Genomic DNA, 15,169 nt, shown 5'->3' on the forward strand with positions numbered 1-15,169 from the left:
CTCACGCCACGAGTTCGTCGAAAAGCGCGTCGTTGACGTAGTACTTTTCGCGGCCGTGGCGGCTTTCGCGCAGCACGCCCAGCTTGGCCAGCACCTGGAGATAACCCGATGCCGTCTGCCGCTTGGCGATGCCGGCGTCGACCACGAACTGGATCTTGGTGTACGGGTGACGAAAGATCACCTCGACCAGGTCCTTGCTGTAGACGTTCGGCGCCTCCCGCTGCACCCGCTCCCGGACCCGCTCCATCAGCGCCCGGATGCGCATCACCTGATCGAAGGTCTGCTGGGCCGTGCTCTCCACCGCCCGCAGCATGAAGAGCAGCCAGTTCTCCCAGTCCCGCGATTCGGTCACCCGGCGCAGGCCGTCGTAGTAGCCGGCCCGGTTCGCAATGAAGTAGCGCGACAGGAAGAGCACCGGGCTGTCCAGCAATCCCTTGTCGACCAGGAACAGCAGGTTCAGGATGCGCCCCGTTCGGCCGTTGCCGTCCGCGAAGGGATGGATGGCCTCGAACTGGTAGTGCATCACCGCCATCTTCAGCAAGGGGTCGAAATCGTCGTCGCCGTGGATGAAGCCCTCCAGGTTCGCGAGCTTTTCCCGGATCAAGGCTTCGCCGACCGGCGGCGTGTAGATCACCTCGCCTACGTTGTTCTTCAACGCGGTGCCGGGAACGGCACGCACGCCGAACTCGATCTGCTTGATCCGCTGCGCGATCTCGATGAAGAGGTTGGTGGCCAGCGGGCGTGTCTTCAGGGCCTCGAGCCCCAGGTACAGCGCCTCGCGATAGCGCAGGACTTCCTTGGTGTGCGCATCGGCCTTGCCATCGGCATCGGCGTCCGCGCGATACAGCTCATCGTTGGTGGTGACGATGTTCTCGATCTCGGACGAAAGCCGGGCCTCCTGCAGGACGATGCTGCTGATCAGGACGTCCTGGTTCGGAATCTGCGCGGCAAGCCCTCGAAGGTTGGCAAGGACACGGTTGGCGGAGATCGCCTGCTTGAGCACCGCCTTGCTTTCGAGCTCGATCGCAGGCGGCAGCAAGGGCAGCGCATTGAAGGGTTGCAGGCGATCGAATGCCATTCGGAAGGCCGGACATGTACAGGAAACCGCCGATTCTTATGCATGTCCGCCTTGTCATGTTTAAAAAACTCTAGCTTTTAAACATGTTTGACAAAGAAGCAGGGCGCCCGCCTCACTTCTCCTTCGCCAACCCCAGCTTCTCGATCAGCACCTTCTCCCGCGCCACCGTGTCCTGCGCAAACTTCGTGTACTGCGCCGAGCTCATGTAGTCGGGCAGCATGTCGTAGCGACCCAGCGCGGCGACGTAGCTCGGCTCCTCCATCGCCTGCTTGAAGGCGTCGTGCAGCTTCTTCACCACCTCGGGCGGCGTGCCCTTGGGGGCACCGATGCCGAAGGGCGAGTTCTGCACGATGTCGTAGCCCAGCTCCTTGAGCGTGGGCGCGTCGGGAAACTTGGCCAGGCGCTTCTCGCCCCAGGTGTTGAGCACGCGCAGCTTGCCGGCCTCGACCTGCGGCGCGAAGCCGGTGCTGTCGGCCGCCGCCATGAGCTGGCCGCTCACCACGGCGAGCATCAGGTCGGCGCTGCCCTTGTAGGGCACGTGCTGCAGCTCGATGCCGGCCTTCTGCGCGACCAGCTCGGTGGTCAGGTGCGGGCTGGTCAGGGTGCCGGTGGAGCCGTAGGTCAGCTTGCCGGGATTGGCCTTGGCGTAGGCGACGAAGTCGGCCCAGGTCTTGAACGGGCTGTTCGCGGGCACGACGATGCCGAAGGCATAGCCGGTCACGTTGATGACGTAGTTGATGTCCTTGAGCGGATCCCAGTTGATCTTGGTGGTGTAGCCGAGGCGGAACACGCCGAGCGGGATCTGGGCGATGGTGTAGCCGTCGGCCTGCGAGGTCTGCAGCGCCTGCGCGGGCAGGGTGCCGCCGGCGCCGGGCTTGTTGTCGACGATCACGGGCTGGCCGAGGATGCGGCTTGCGTTGTCGGCGAGCTGGCGCATGGTGATGTCGGTGGGGCCGCCCGCGGGGAAGGCGATCACCAGCTTGACCGGCTTGGCCGGAAAGGCCTGCTGCGCGAAGGCGGCCAGAGGCGCGGCGAAACCGCAGGCGGCGAGCGCGGCGGCGCGGAGGAAGGTGTGGCGGCGGAGCATGGCGGCGGGGTCCCGGCTGGATTTGAAAGAGCGCGATTGGGCCCCGCCGATCGGCACCAGGCAACCGGGGCAGCCCTGATTTCCTCAAGGCCGCAAGGACATTCAGGCCTGCTCGAAGCCCGCGAGCACGTTGACCGCGTTGACGCCCACCTCGGCCACCGCATAGCCGCCCTCGAACACGAACACCGTCGGCAGGCCCGCGCGCGCGAGCTCCTCGCCCATGCGCAGGTAGTCGTCGCCGCGCAGCCTGAAGCCCGAGATCGGATCGCCTTCGAAGGTGTCGACGCCGAGCGAGACCACGAGCGCGCCGGCCTTGACCTCGGCGATGCGCGCGAGCGCGCTTTTCAGCGCCGCGCGCCAGCCAGTGAAGTCGGTGCCGCGCGGCAACGGCAGGTTGTGGTTGAAGCCCAGCCCCGCGCCGGCGCCGCGCTCGTCGGCATGGCCGAGGTAGTAGGGATAGTCGGTGACCGGATCGGCATGCAGGCTCGCGAAATGCACGTCGTCGCGCGCATAGAAGATGGCCTGGGTGCCGTTACCGTGGTGGTAGTCGACGTCGAGCACGGCCACGCGCTCGACGCCCGCGTCGCGCAGCGCCTGCGCGGCCACGGCGGCGTTGTTGAGGAAGCAGTAGCCGCCGAAGAAGTCGGCGCCCGCATGGTGGCCCGGCGGCCGGGTCAGCGCGAAGGCGGCGCGCTCGCCGCCGAGCACGCGCTGCGCGGCCGTGAAGGCGCAGGCCGCGCCATGGCGCGCGGCGGCCCAGCTGCCGGCCGTCAGCGGCGTGCCGGCATCGAAGCCGAAGAGGCCCAGGCGCGCGGGAAAGCTCGCGGGCAGCACGTCGGTGCGCATGCCGCGCGTGGGCCAGTACGAGGGCAGCGCGTCGCGCCCGGCATTGGCGGGATCGAGCGCCACCCATTCGTCCCAGGCGCCGGCGATGAAGTCGAGGTAGCGCGGCGCATGCACCTTGGCGAGCAGTGCGTCGGGCAACGCATCGGGTGCGAGCAGCGGGCCGAGCGCGCGGCGCTCGACCTCGGCCTTCACGTGGTCGGCGCGTGCCGGCACCTCGAAGCACGGCACGAGCTCGCCGCGGAACATCTCGACTTTGCCCTGGTGCAGTGCGTGCCGGTCGTTGTAGATGGTGAGCATGGAACGGGGTCGGCGGCGGGCGCCGTGGCTGGACAGCCGCTCATCATGCCGCACGCCGCAGCACGGCCCGGCGCCGGCCCGCGGCCGTGAGCCCGAACAGGTCCTTGGGATCGTCGAGCTCGGGCACCAGCGCGATCTGCCGGCCCACGCCGCGCTCGATGGCGAGCTGGTGGATGTAGCGCAGCGCGGTGTAGTCCTCGAGCGCGAAGCCGACCGAATCGAACACCGTGACCTGGTCCGGCCGCTCGCGGCCCGGCACCTCGCCGAGCAGCACCTTCCAGAGCTCGTGCACCGGAAAGTCGGCCGCCAGCTGCTGGATCTCGCCCTCGACGCGGGTCTGCGGCTCGTACTCCACGAACACGCGCGCGCCGCGCAGCACCTCGGGGTCGAGCTCGGTCTTGCCGGGCGAATCGCCGCCCACCGCGTTGATGTGCATGCCGGGCTCGATCATCCCGGGCTCGAGCACCGTCGCATGGCCCTGGTAGGCGGTGACGGTGGTCACGATGTCGGCGCCGCGCACCGCCTCGGCCACCGAATGCGCGCGCACGATCGCCATCGGCGAGCAGGCCGAGAGATGGCGCACCAGCTTGTCGGTGGCATGCGGGTCGATGTCGAACACGCGCACCTCCTCGATGCCCAGCAGCGCATGGAAGGCCAGCGCCTGGAACTCGCTCTGCGAGCCGTTGCCGATCAGCGCGAGGCTGCGCGAGCCCGGCCGCGCGAGCGCGCGTGCCGCCATGGCGGAGGTGGCGGCGGTGCGCAGCGCGGTGGTGAGCGTGAGTTCCGAGAGCAGCACCGGGTAGCCGGTGTCGACCTCGGCGAGCACGCCGAAGGCCATGACGGTGGGCAGGCCGACCTGGGTGTTGTGCGGATGGCCGTTGACGTACTTGAAGGCATAGGCGCCGTCGTCGGCCACCGGCATCAGCTCGATCACGCCGAGGTGCGAATGGCTGGCCACGCGGGCCTTCTTGTCGAACTCGCGCCAGCGCAGGAAGTCGTCGCGCAGCGCGTCGGCCAGGGCAGTGAGGAATTGCGGCACGCCGGTCTCATCGACCAGGCGGACCAGGCTGTGGACATCGATGAAGCGGGTCATGGCATGGCTCCTTGCGAGCCCCGGCCGGCGCCGCACCCGATCCGTTCCACCATGGCGGGTCCAGGATGTGCGCCTGCGCCAAGGGTTCGAGGCCATTCTGCGCCGCACGCGCGGCCGCGGCGAGGCCTGGGGCCCCGACCGCGTCGAGCGCAGGGGCAAGCCCCCGCGCCCGACGGTTCGGGGCTACCGTCCGGCGTTGGTGCCGGCCGAAGAAAACCTCAGCGCGCCAGCACCGGCGCCAGCGCCACGCCCGTGTGCGTGCCCAGCCGCACCACTTCCTCGGGCGCAGCAGCCGCCACCACGCGGCCGCCGCCGTTGCCGCCCTCGGGACCGAGGTCGACGATCCAGTCGGCCTCGGCGATCAAGTCGAGGTCGTGCTCGATCACCACCACGCTGTGGCCGCCGTTCACCAGCCGGTGCAGCACGTGGATCAGCTTCTCGACGTCGGCCATGTGCAGGCCCACGGTCGGCTCGTCGAGCACGTAGAGCGTGTGCGGCGCCTTCTGGCCGCGGCGCGTGATGTCGTCGCGCACCTTGCTCAGTTCGGTCACCAGCTTGATGCGCTGCGCCTCGCCGCCCGACAGCGTGGGAGAGGGCTGGCCCAGCGTCAGGTAGCCGAGCCCCACGTCCTTGAGCAGCTGCAGCGGATGGCTGATGTTGGGCATGCTCGCGAAGAACTCGACCGCCTCGTCCACCTCCATCTGCAGCACGTCGCCGATGCTCTTGCCGCGCCAGCTCACGGCCAGCGTCTCGGGGTTGAAGCGCGCGCCGTGGCAGACCTCGCAGGGCACCTTCACGTCGGGCAGGAAGCTCATCTCGATGGTGCGCACGCCCGCGCCGTCGCAGGCCGGGCAGCGGCCCTCGCCGGTGTTGAAGCTGAAGCGCGCCGGGCCGTAGCCGCGCGCCTTGGCTTCGAGCGTGTCGGCGAACAGCTTGCGGATGGTGTCCCAGAAGCCGATGTAGGTCGCGGGGCAGCTGCGCGGGGTCTTGCCGATCGGGGTCTGGTCGACCTCGAGCACGCGGTCCACGCTCTGGTAGCCCTCGACGCCCTTGCAGCCGGCCCAGGCCGGGCGCTTGCCCGCGGCATCGGCGTCGCGGCCGGCCTTGGTGCTGCGTTGCTGCACCACCGCCTGCACGTTGGCCAGCAGCACGTCGCGCGCGAGCGTGGACTTGCCCGAGCCGCTCACGCCCGTGACCACCACCAGCCGCTGCAGCGGCACGGTGACCGTCACGTCCTGCAGGTTGTGCATGTCGGCGCCGCGCACCGTGAGCCACTGGCCGTTGTCGGGCGCCTTCGGGTCGGGCGAGGGAATGAGCCGGCGCGCCTGCAGCGGGTGCTTGATCGCGTCGCGCAGGTAGCGGCCGGTCTGCGACTCGGCCGCCTGCTCGATGTCGGCCACCGCGCCCTGCGCCACCAGGCGGCCGCCGCGCTTGCCGGCGCTCGGGCCGATGTCGATGATGTGGTCGGCGCGGCGGATCGTGTCCTCGTCGTGCTCCACCACCACCAGCGTGTTGCCCTTGTCGCCGAGCTTGTGCAGCGCGTCGAGCAGGATGCGGTTGTCGCGCGCATGCAGGCCGATGGTTGGCTCGTCGAGCACGTAGCACACGCCCTGCAGGTTGCTGCCGAGCTGCGCCGCGAGCCGGATGCGCTGCGCCTCGCCGCCGGACAGCGTGGGCGCGCCGCGGTCGAGCGTGAGGTAGCCCAGGCCCACCTCCTCGAGGAACTCGAGCCGGCTCTTGATCTCGGGCACCAGGTCGCGCGCGATCTCGGCCTCGCGGCCCGAGAGCGAGAGGTTCTCGAACCAGGTGCGGATGTCGGTCACGCTCATGCGCGCGAGCTCGGTGATGCCGATGCCGCCCTCGCCCCAGCCCGGCGTGCCGGCATGCGCATGGACCGCGCCGCCGCCGAACAGCACCGCGCGCGCGGTGGGGTTGAGCCGCGTGCCCTTGCAGGTCGGGCAGGCCACGTCGCCCACGTCCTCGGCGTCGGGCTCGGCGAAGGTCTGCTCGCGTCCCTTCTGGTCGTCGGCCATCACCGAGTCGTCGAAGATCTTGCGCTGCTCCTTGCTGAGCTTGACGCCGGTGCCCACGCAGTCGGGGCACCAGCCGTGCTTGCTGTTGTAGCTGAACAGGCGCGGGTCGAGCTCGGCATAGCTGGTGCTGCAGACCGGGCAGGCACGCAGGGTCGAGAACACGCTCACGCGGCCGATGCCCGCGGCCGTCACGCCGGCCATCATGGCGGCGCGCAGGCCGTCCATCTCGCTGAGCACGTGCACCACGCCCTTGCCGTGCTCGAGCGCCTTCGTGAGCGCCTCGCGCAGCTGGTTCTCGTTCGTGGGCAGCACGTCGAGGCTGGCCACCGGCAGCTCGATGCTGTGTTCCTTGAAGCGGTCGATGCGCGGGAAGCCCGCGGTCGGCAGGAAGTCGCCATCGACGCGCAGATGCGTGAAGCCGCGCGGCCGCGCCCAGTCGGCCAGCTCGGTGTAGACGCCCTTGCGGTTGCTCACCAGCGGCGCGAGCAGGCCGATGTGCTGGCCCTTGAAGTTGCGCATCAGCTGCGCCGCGATGCTGTCGGGCGTCTGCGGCTGCACGGCCGCGCCGTCCTTCACGCAGTGCTGCACGCCGAGCTTCACGAACAGCAGGCGCAGGAAGTGCCAGACCTCGGTGGTGGTGCCCACCGTGCTCTTGCGGCCGCCGCGCGACAGGCGCTGCTCGATCGCCACCGTGGGCGGAATGCCGTAGACGGCATCGACCTCGGGCCGGCCCGCGGGCTGCACGATGCTGCGCGCATAGGCGTTGAGCGATTCGAGATAGCGGCGCTGGCCCTCGTTGAACAGGATGTCGAAGGCCAGTGTGGACTTGCCCGAACCGCTCACGCCCGTGACCACGCTGAACTTGCCGCGCGGGATGTCGACGCTGAGGTTCTTGAGGTTGTGCTCGCGCGCGTTCACGATCTCGACCGCGTCGGCGCCCGGCGCCTTCTTGGCCTGCGCGATGTAGCGGCGCGCCGCGCGCTCGGCCACCTTGTAGGCACCCGGGCCGATCGCGAGCTCGTAGTCGGCCAGCGCGGCGCCCGTGAGCGAGGCGCGGTTCTCGCGCAGCTGCTCGGGCGTGCCCTCGGCCACCACCTGGCCACCGCCCTCACCGCCTTCGGGGCCGAGGTCGATGCACCAGTCGCTGGCGCGGATCACGTCGAGGTTGTGCTCGATCACGATCAGCGAATGGCCGGCGTCGAGCAGCTTGCGCAGCGCGCGCATGAGCCGCGCGATGTCGTCGAAGTGCAGGCCGGTGGTGGGCTCGTCGAACAGGAACAGCGTGCCCTTGCGCGCCACCGCCTGCTTGCTCGAGGTCGCGCCCTTGGCGGCCTCGGCCAGGAAGCCCGCAAGCTTGAGGCGCTGCGCCTCGCCGCCCGACAGCGTGGGCACGGGCTGGCCCAGCTTCACGTAGTCGAGGCCCACGTCGGAGATCGGCTGCAAGACGCGCAGAACATCGCGGTCGGCATCGAACAGCGCCGCGGCCTCGGCCACGGTCAGCTCGAGGATGTCGGCCACGTTGTAGCTCCTGCCGTGGCGCTCGATCCGCACCTCGAGGATCTCGGGCCGGTAGCGCTTGCCGTCGCAGTCGGGGCAGCGCAGGTAGACGTCCGAGAGGAACTGCATCTCGACGTGCTCGAAGCCCGAGCCGCCGCAGGTGGGGCAGCGGCCGTCGCCCGAGTTGAAGCTGAACTTGCTCGCGGTGTAGCCGCGCTGGCGCGAGATCGGCGCGGTGGCGAAGATCTCGCGGATCGCGTCCCAGGCGCCGACGTAGCTCGCGGGGTTGGAACGCGCGGTCTTGCCGATCGGCGACTGGTCGACGAACACCACGTCGCCGAGGTGGTCGGCGCCGAGCAGGCGGTCGTGCGCGCCGGGCGTCTCGGTGGCCTTGCCGAAGTGGCGCATCAGCGCGGGCGCGAGCACGTCCTGCACCAGCGTCGACTTGCCGGAGCCGCTGACGCCGGTCACGCAGACCAGGCGCGCGAGCGGGAACTCCACGCTGATGTCCTTGAGGTTGTGCTCGCGCACGCCCTCGAGGATGAGCCGGTGCGTGTTCTCGCTGACCAGCCGCTTGAAGCCCATGCCGATCTTCTTGCGCCCGCCCAGGTACTGGCCGGTCAGCGTGTCGGCGTCGCGCAGCGCGTCGGTGCTGCCGTCGAACACGATCTGGCCGCCGCGCGCGCCGGGGCCCGGGCCCATGTCGATCACGCGGTCGGCCGCCAGCATCACGGCCGGGTCGTGCTCGACCACCACCAGCGTGTTGCCCGCGTCGCGCAGCCGCAGCATGGCCTCGGTGATGCGGTTCATGTCGCGCGGATGCAGCCCGATGCTGGGCTCGTCGAGCACGAACAGCGTGTTGACCAGCGAGGTGCCGAGCGCGGTCGTGAGGTTGATGCGCTGCACCTCACCGCCGCTGAGCGTGCGGCTCTGGCGGTCGAGCGTGAGGTAGCCGATGCCGACGTCGTGCAGGTAGCGCAGCCGGGTCGTGATCTCCTCGAACAGCAGCTTGAGCGCCTGGGCCTCGCCGGCCGCGCTCGGGCGCTGCGTCTCGCCGGCCGCGGCGGCGCCGCCGGCCGTCATGCGGTCGAACAGCTGGCGCAGCCGCTCGATCGGCAGCAGCATCAGGTCATGCAGGCACAGGCCCGGCAGCGCCTCGAGCTGCGCGCGCGTCCACTTCACGCCGACCGGCATGAAGCGCTTTTCGGGCGGCAGCACCGCGTCGGCGTCTTCCTTGCTGCCGATGCGCCACAGCAGGCTTTCGAGCTTGAGCCGCGCGCCCGCGCAGGTGGGGCACGGCGTGTAGCTCCGGTACTTCGACAAGAGCACGCGGATGTGCATCTTGTAGGCCTTGCTCTCGAGGTAGCCGAAGAAGCGGCGGATGCCGTACCACTGCTTGTTCCAGTTGCCCTCCTTGTAGTTGGGCGTGCCCTCGATCACCCAGTGCTTCTGCTCGGCGGTGAGCTTGTTCCACGGCGTGTCGCGCGGAATGCCGGCGGCCTCGGCGTGGCGCATGAGGTCGTCCTGCGCCTCCTTCCAGGCCGGGGTCTGGATGGTCTTGATCGCGCCCGCGCGCAGGGTGAGCTTGTCGTTCGGGATCACGAGGCCGAGGTCGACGCCGATCACGCGGCCGAAGCCGCGGCAGGTGTCGCAGGCGCCCACGGCCGAGTTGAACGAGAACATCGAGGGGATCGGGTCGCCGTAGCGGATGTCGCTCTCGGGGCAATGCAGGCCGGTCGAGAACTTCCATACATCGGTCGGCGCGTTCTCCTCTGCGCCCGTGGCATGCACCGTCACGCGCCCGCTGCCGCGCTTGAGCGCGACCTCGATCGCCTCCACCACGCGCGAGCGCTCGGCGCTCGAGGCGCGGAAGCGGTCGGCCACCACGTCGAGCACCTTGCGCGGACCGGTGGGCGTGGCCACCTCGCGCTCGGACTGCACGCGCGTGAAGCCGCTGGCCGACAGCCACTGCGTGACCTCGTCGGCCGTGGTGCTCGCGGGCAGCTCGACCGGGAAGGTCACGACCAGCCGCGGATCGCCCGCGGCCGCCGCGCGCTCGACGATCTGCGCATAGATGCTGTCGGGCGAGTCGTGGCGCACCGGCAGCGCGGTCTCGCGGTCGAACAGGTCGGCCGCGCGTGCGTAGAGCAGCTTCAGGTGGTCGTTGAGCTCGGTCATCGTGCCGACCGTGGAGCGCGAGGAGCGCACCGGGTTGGTCTGGTCGATGGCGATCGCGGGCGGCACGCCCTCGACCTTGTCGACCGCCGGCTTGTCCATGCGGTCGAGGAACTGGCGGGCGTAGGCGGAGAAGGTTTCGACGTAGCGCCGCTGGCCCTCGGCGTACAGGGTGTCGAACACGAGGCTCGACTTGCCCGAGCCGCTGGGCCCGGTGACCACGGTCATCTCGCCGGTGCGGATGTCGAGGTCGAGATTCTGGAGGTTGTGCTGGCGTGCGCCACGGATGCGGATGGAGCCCTGTGTCATGAGTGCCTTGGGGGTGGGGCAAACATTCTAGGGAGTGGTCCATGACGCTCCCGTGCACTGCGTCACAAGGTCGGTGCGGTCGCAGGGGTTTGTCCGAATGGCCTTCGGAATACTTTTGGAAACAAATAAGGCGTTGGTTTGCAACGGTGGCGACGCCATCGACAACGGGGGACGACCACATGACGAAGAAGCACGGCCGCCTGCGCGCGGCCCTGATCGCGCTCGGCGCGCTGCTGTTGCTGCCTGCGCAGGCGCAGCTCCTGATCGGCCAGACCGCCGGCATGACCGGCCCGGTGGCCGCCAGCGTCAACGAGACCATCGGCGGCGCGCAGCTCGTGATCGATGCCGCCAATGCGCAGGGCGGCGTGCACGGCGAGAAGATCGAGGTGGTCCGGCTCGACGACGGCTTCGACGTCAAGCGCGCGGGCGAGAACGGCCGCGCGCTGATCGAGGACCGGAAGGTGCTCGCGCTCTTCATGAGCCGCGGCACGCCGCATTCGCAGGCCATCATTCCCTGGCTCGACAAGCACGGCGTGGCGCTGATCGGGCCTTCCACCGGCGCGATGGTGCTGCACAAGCCGGTGCAGCGGAACGTGTTCAACGTGCGCGCCACCTACCAGCGCGAGGCCGAGAAGGCGGTGCAGCACCTGCTGACCATCGGCATGGTGCGCATCGCGGTCGTGCACGTGACCGACTCCTTCGGCGCCGATGCGCTCGAGGGCGCGATGACCGGCTTCGGCAAGGCCAAGGCGCAGCCCGCGGCCACCGTGCCGGCCGACCGCGACAAGCCCGACTACGCGGCCATCGTGCCCGCCATCGTCCAGGCCAATGCGCAGGCGGTGCTGTGGATCGGCTCGGGCAGCGCGGTGGTCGACGGCATCAAGGCGCTGCGCGCGGCCGGCTCGGCGGCGCAGGTGGTCACGCTGTCGAACAACGCTTCCTCGGGCTTCATCAAGCAGCTCGGCGAGGCCAGCCGCGGCGTGGTGGTCACGCAGGTGTTCCCGAGCGAGCGCTCGATCAGCTACCCGATGGTGAAGGAGGCGATCGCGCTCGCGAAGGCCAAGGGCCAGAACGAGCTCTCGCCCGCGGCGCTCGAGGGCTTCGCCTCGGCCAAGGTGCTGGTGGAGGCGCTGCGCCGCGCCGGCCCCAAGCCCACGCGCGCCCGCGTGGTGGCCGCGCTCGACGGCCTGCGCGACTACGACCTCGGCGGCCTCGAGGTCAGCTACTCGCCGCAGGACCACAGCGGCATCGATTTCGCCGACCTCGCGATCATCAGCGAGGGCCGCTTCAAGCGCTGAAGCGCCGCCCTTCCCCCTTGACCAAGCCGGGCCGCGTGCCCGGCTTTTTGCTTTTGCAAACAACGGTTTGACAGGGTTTGCACGAGGAATTGCATGTCACGTCTGGCTACACATAATTGCATTTGCTGACATGTACACGAATCCCGACGGGAAAGGTTTTGTCGATGAAGAAGAAGAAAAGCAACCCGCGCCTGCGCGCCGCCGCCTTGCTGCTCGCACTCGCGGCGACCGGCGCCTCGGCCCAGATCGTGATCGGCCAGTCGGCCGACCTGTCGGGACCGGTGGCGGCCAGCGTGAAGGAAACGATCATGGGCTCGCAGCTGGTCATCGACCAGGTGAATGCCCAGGGCGGCATCAACGGCGAGCAGATCGAGGTCATCCGCATGGACGACGGCCTCGACGCCAAGCGCTCGCTCGAGAACTCGCGCATCCTGATCGAGGACAGGAAGGTGGTCGCGCTGCTGCTCAACCGCGGCACGCCCAATACGCTCGCGGTGATCCCGCTGCTCGACAAGCACGGCGTGCCGCTGGTCGGCCCCTCGACCGGCGCGATGGCGCTGCACAAGCCGGTGCAGAAGAACATCTTCAACGTGCGCTCCACCTACCAGCGCGAGGCCGAGAAGGCGGTGGTGCACCTGCAGACCACGGGCATCCAGCGCATCGCGGTGGTGCAGGCCGACGACTCCTTCGGCAAGGACGGGCTCGAGGGCGCGAACCGCGGCTTCGAGAAGGCCAACCTCAAGCCGGTGGTGATCGCGCTGGCCGACCGCAACAAGCCCGACTTCGCGGCCATCGTGCCGAAGCTGGTCGAGGCCAATGCGCAGGCCGTGCTGTGGATCGGCTCGGGCACCTCGGTGTCCGATGGCGTGAAGGCGCTGCGCGCCGCGGGCTCGGCCGCGCAGGTGGTCACGCTGTCGAACAACGCGGCCTCGGGCTTCATCAAGGACCTCGGCAGCGCGAGCCGCGGCGTGATCGTCACGCAGGTGTTCCCCTACGAGCGCTCGTTCGGCAATCCGCTGATCAAGGAGGCCCTGGCGCTCGCCAAGGCCAAGGGGCAGGAGGAGCTGTCGCCCGCGCTGCTCGAAGGCTTCGTCGCGACCAAGGTGCTGGTGGAGGCGCTGCGCCGCACCGGGCCCAAGCCCACGCGCGCGCGGCTGCTGGCCACGCTCAATGCCTTCCAGTACGACCCGGGCGGCGGGCTGGACATCTCCTACTCACCGACCGATCACACGGGGATCGAGTACGTCGACCTCTCGATCGTGAGCGACGGCCGCTTCAAGCGCTAGGCAGCGCTTCGGAGATTTACTTCGGCGCGCTCGCCGCAGCCGCGGGCGCCGCAGGCGCCGTTTCGTGCGTCACGCCGTGCTTCTCGCCCGACATGTCGACCTTGTCGCCGGCCTTCGAGATCACGTACAGCGCGATGGCCGCGAAGATGGCGAAGCCGACTGCGATTTTCCACATGGGTTCTGTCTCCTGAGATGGGTAATGCGGGGTTCAAGAAAAAGGCCTCATGCCGAGGGTCGGCATGAAGCCTCTTTGTTGAACGGAGGGCGCGCGGCGCCCTCCTCTCTGTTCGATGGCGCCGCGGCGCTCAGTCGTGGGCGTAGATGTCCACGTCCTTGGTCTCGCGGATGAACAGCGTGCCGATCACCAGCGTGATGGCCGCGATGATGATCGGGTACCAGAGGCCGTTGTACATGTTGCCGGTCGAGGCCACGATGGCGAAGGCGGTGGTCGGCAGCAGGCCGCCGAACCAGCCGTTGCCGATGTGGTACGGCAGGCTCATCGAGGTGTAGCGGATGCGCGTGGGGAACAGCTCGACCAGCATCGCGGCGATCGGCCCGTAGACCATGGTCACCAGCAGCACCAGCCAGAACAGCAGCAGCACCGTCAGCACCTTGTTCATCTTCGCGGGGTCGGCCTTGGCCGGGTAGCCCGCGATCTTCAGGTCCTCGGCCACGCCCTTCTTGAAGGCGGCGATCTCCTTGGCCGAGGCCTCGTCGAACTTGAGGTTCACGACGTTGCCGATCGGTGCTTCCACCGTCTTGTCGCCGATCTTCACGACGGCCTTCGAGCCCGGCGCGCCGGCCACGTTCTCGTAGCTCACGGAGTTCTGCACCAGGTAGCGCTTGGCGATGTCGCAGGAGCTGCGGAAGTCGATCTCGCGCGCCACCGGGTTGCCCTGGAACGAGCAGGTCGCGGGGTCGGCGGTCACGGTCACGCCGGCGGTGGCCTGGGCCTTGGCGAGGTCGGGGTTGGCGGCCTCGGTCAGCATCTTGAAGACCGGGAAGTAGGTCACCACGGCCAGCAGGCAGCCGGCCATGATGATCGGCTTGCGGCCGATCTTGTCCGACAGCGTGCCGAAGACCACGAAGAACGGGGTGCCCAGCAGCAGCGCGGCGGCGATCATCAGGTTGGCGGTGGTCGCATCGACCTTGAGTTGCGCGGTCAGGAAGAAGAGCGCGTAGAACTGGCCCGAGTACCAGACCACGGCCTGGCCGGCCGTCAGGCCCACCAGCGCCAGGATCACGATCTTCAGGTTCTTCCACTGGCCGAAGGATTCGGCCAGCGGCGCCTTCGAGGTCTTGCCCTCGGCCTTCATGCGCTGGAACGCCGGCGATTCCGACAGCGACAGGCGAATCCACACCGAGATGCCCAGCAGCAGGATCGAGACCAGGAACGGAATGCGCCAGCCCCAGTCGTTGAACACCGCTTCGCCCAGGCCTTCGCGCACGCCCAGGATCACGATCAGGCTCAGGAACAGGCCGAGCGTGGCCGTGGTCTGGATCCACGAGGTGTAGGCACCGCGCTTGCCGTGCGGCGCGTGCTCGGCCACGTAGGTGGCGGCACCGCCGTACTCGCCGCCGAGCGCGAGGCCCTGCAGCATGCGCAGCGCGATCAGGATCACCGGCGCCGCGACGCCGATGGTCGCGTAGCTGGGCAGCAGGCCGACGATGAAGGTCGACAGGCCCATGATCAGGATCGTGACCAGGAAGGTGTACTTGCGCCCGATCATGTCGCCGAGCCGGCCGAACACGATGGCGCCGAACGGACGCACCAGGAAGCCGGCCGCGAAGGCCAGCAGCGCGAAGATGAAGGCCGCGCCCGCATCGAGGCCGCTGAAGAACTGCTTCGCGATGATCGCCGCGAGCGAACCGTAGAGGTAGAAGTCGTACCACTCGAACACGGTTCCCAGCGAAGAAGCGAAGATGACCTTCTTCTCCTCCGCCGACATGGGCCGGGGGGCCGGATGCGGCACTCCCCGTGAATCTAGTGTGGCTGCCATTGATCGTCTCCTGTGTATGCGTTCATGCGGCGCCCGAATTCGGGACCGTGGGGCATTCTTGGAGGCGCGACTGACCCGAGCCTTTCGCGAAACTGAACGGGCGCTTACGGATTAAGGTGAAACCCTTGACGCCCGTTTCAGCCTGTAAGAAATGCAGCGTGGCTGCTGAA

At 68.9% G+C, this 15,169-nt stretch carries 9 protein-coding genes; 2 read left to right on the forward strand and 7 right to left on the reverse strand.

Going from position 1 to position 15,169, the window contains the following annotated elements; translation table 11 throughout:
• Window position 1: 1 nt before the first annotated feature.
• From ACODT0_RS07470 to uvrA, 5 genes are all read right to left on the reverse strand, one after another.
• Window positions 2-1,078, reverse strand: coding sequence for a Fic family protein (locus ACODT0_RS07470; protein WP_489040974.1), 1,077 nt, complete (start codon window positions 1,076-1,078; stop codon window positions 2-4).
• A gap of 112 nt (window positions 1,079-1,190) precedes the next feature.
• A complete protein-coding gene (locus ACODT0_RS07475) occupies window positions 1,191-2,165 on the reverse strand; it encodes a tripartite tricarboxylate transporter substrate binding protein (protein ID WP_057590734.1) in 975 nt (324 codons plus the stop codon).
• Between the two features lie 102 nt (window positions 2,166-2,267).
• The gene (locus ACODT0_RS07480; protein ID WP_489040975.1) at window positions 2,268-3,308 is read right to left on the reverse strand and encodes a histone deacetylase family protein; all 1,041 of its coding nucleotides are present in this window, start codon (window positions 3,306-3,308) and stop codon (window positions 2,268-2,270) included.
• Between the two features lie 43 nt (window positions 3,309-3,351).
• Window positions 3,352-4,401, reverse strand: a complete 1,050-nt coding sequence (gene ocd, locus ACODT0_RS07485; protein WP_489040976.1) for an ornithine cyclodeaminase — start codon at window positions 4,399-4,401, stop codon at window positions 3,352-3,354.
• Between the two features lie 218 nt (window positions 4,402-4,619).
• The gene (gene uvrA / locus ACODT0_RS07490; protein ID WP_489040977.1) at window positions 4,620-10,415 is read right to left on the reverse strand and encodes an excinuclease ABC subunit UvrA; all 5,796 of its coding nucleotides are present in this window, start codon (window positions 10,413-10,415) and stop codon (window positions 4,620-4,622) included.
• Window positions 10,416-10,594: 179 nt separating this feature from the next.
• Here uvrA and ACODT0_RS07495 point away from each other — a divergent pair, with 179 nt between their 5' ends.
• Window positions 10,595-11,713, forward strand: a complete 1,119-nt coding sequence (locus ACODT0_RS07495) for an ABC transporter substrate-binding protein (RefSeq protein WP_489040978.1) — start codon at window positions 10,595-10,597, stop codon at window positions 11,711-11,713.
• Between the two features lie 164 nt (window positions 11,714-11,877).
• On the forward strand, window positions 11,878-12,999 hold the full coding sequence (locus tag ACODT0_RS07500; RefSeq protein WP_413762251.1) for an ABC transporter substrate-binding protein: 1,122 nt from the start codon (window positions 11,878-11,880) through the stop codon (window positions 12,997-12,999).
• Window positions 13,000-13,015: 16 nt separating this feature from the next.
• Here the strand turns inward: ACODT0_RS07500 and ACODT0_RS07505 are convergent, their stop codons facing one another.
• Together ACODT0_RS07505 and ACODT0_RS07510 are read right to left on the reverse strand one after the other, a co-directional pair.
• The gene (locus tag ACODT0_RS07505; RefSeq protein ID WP_296727529.1) at window positions 13,016-13,174 is read right to left on the reverse strand and encodes a hypothetical protein; all 159 of its coding nucleotides are present in this window, start codon (window positions 13,172-13,174) and stop codon (window positions 13,016-13,018) included.
• Window positions 13,175-13,304: 130 nt separating this feature from the next.
• Window positions 13,305-14,999: an MFS transporter gene (locus ACODT0_RS07510; RefSeq protein WP_422095831.1), complete on the reverse strand. Its 1,695-nt coding sequence runs from the start codon at window positions 14,997-14,999 to the stop codon at window positions 13,305-13,307.
• Between the last annotated feature and the right edge of the window lie 170 nt (window positions 15,000-15,169).

The organism is Variovorax sp. FG153, assembly GCF_057809595.1.

Excerpts from the sequence above, each read along its gene's own strand:
- ACODT0_RS07500 (WP_413762251.1), top strand. The coding sequence starts at position 11,878 with ATGAAGAAGAAGAAAAGCAACCCGCGCCTGCGCGCCGCCGCCTTGCTG.
- ACODT0_RS07510 (WP_422095831.1), bottom strand. The coding sequence starts at position 14,999 with ATGGCAGCCACACTAGATTCACGGGGAGTGCCGCATCCGGCCCCCCGG.
- ACODT0_RS07480 (WP_489040975.1), bottom strand. The coding sequence starts at position 3,308 with ATGCTCACCATCTACAACGACCGGCACGCACTGCACCAGGGCAAAGTC.
- ACODT0_RS07470 (WP_489040974.1), bottom strand. The coding sequence starts at position 1,078 with ATGGCATTCGATCGCCTGCAACCCTTCAATGCGCTGCCCTTGCTGCCG.
- uvrA (WP_489040977.1), bottom strand. The coding sequence starts at position 10,415 with ATGACACAGGGCTCCATCCGCATCCGTGGCGCACGCCAGCACAACCTC.
- ACODT0_RS07495 (WP_489040978.1), top strand. The coding sequence starts at position 10,595 with ATGACGAAGAAGCACGGCCGCCTGCGCGCGGCCCTGATCGCGCTCGGC.
- ocd (WP_489040976.1), bottom strand. The coding sequence starts at position 4,401 with ATGACCCGCTTCATCGATGTCCACAGCCTGGTCCGCCTGGTCGATGAG.
- ACODT0_RS07475 (WP_057590734.1), bottom strand. The coding sequence starts at position 2,165 with ATGCTCCGCCGCCACACCTTCCTCCGCGCCGCCGCGCTCGCCGCCTGC.
- ACODT0_RS07505 (WP_296727529.1), bottom strand. The coding sequence starts at position 13,174 with ATGTGGAAAATCGCAGTCGGCTTCGCCATCTTCGCGGCCATCGCGCTG.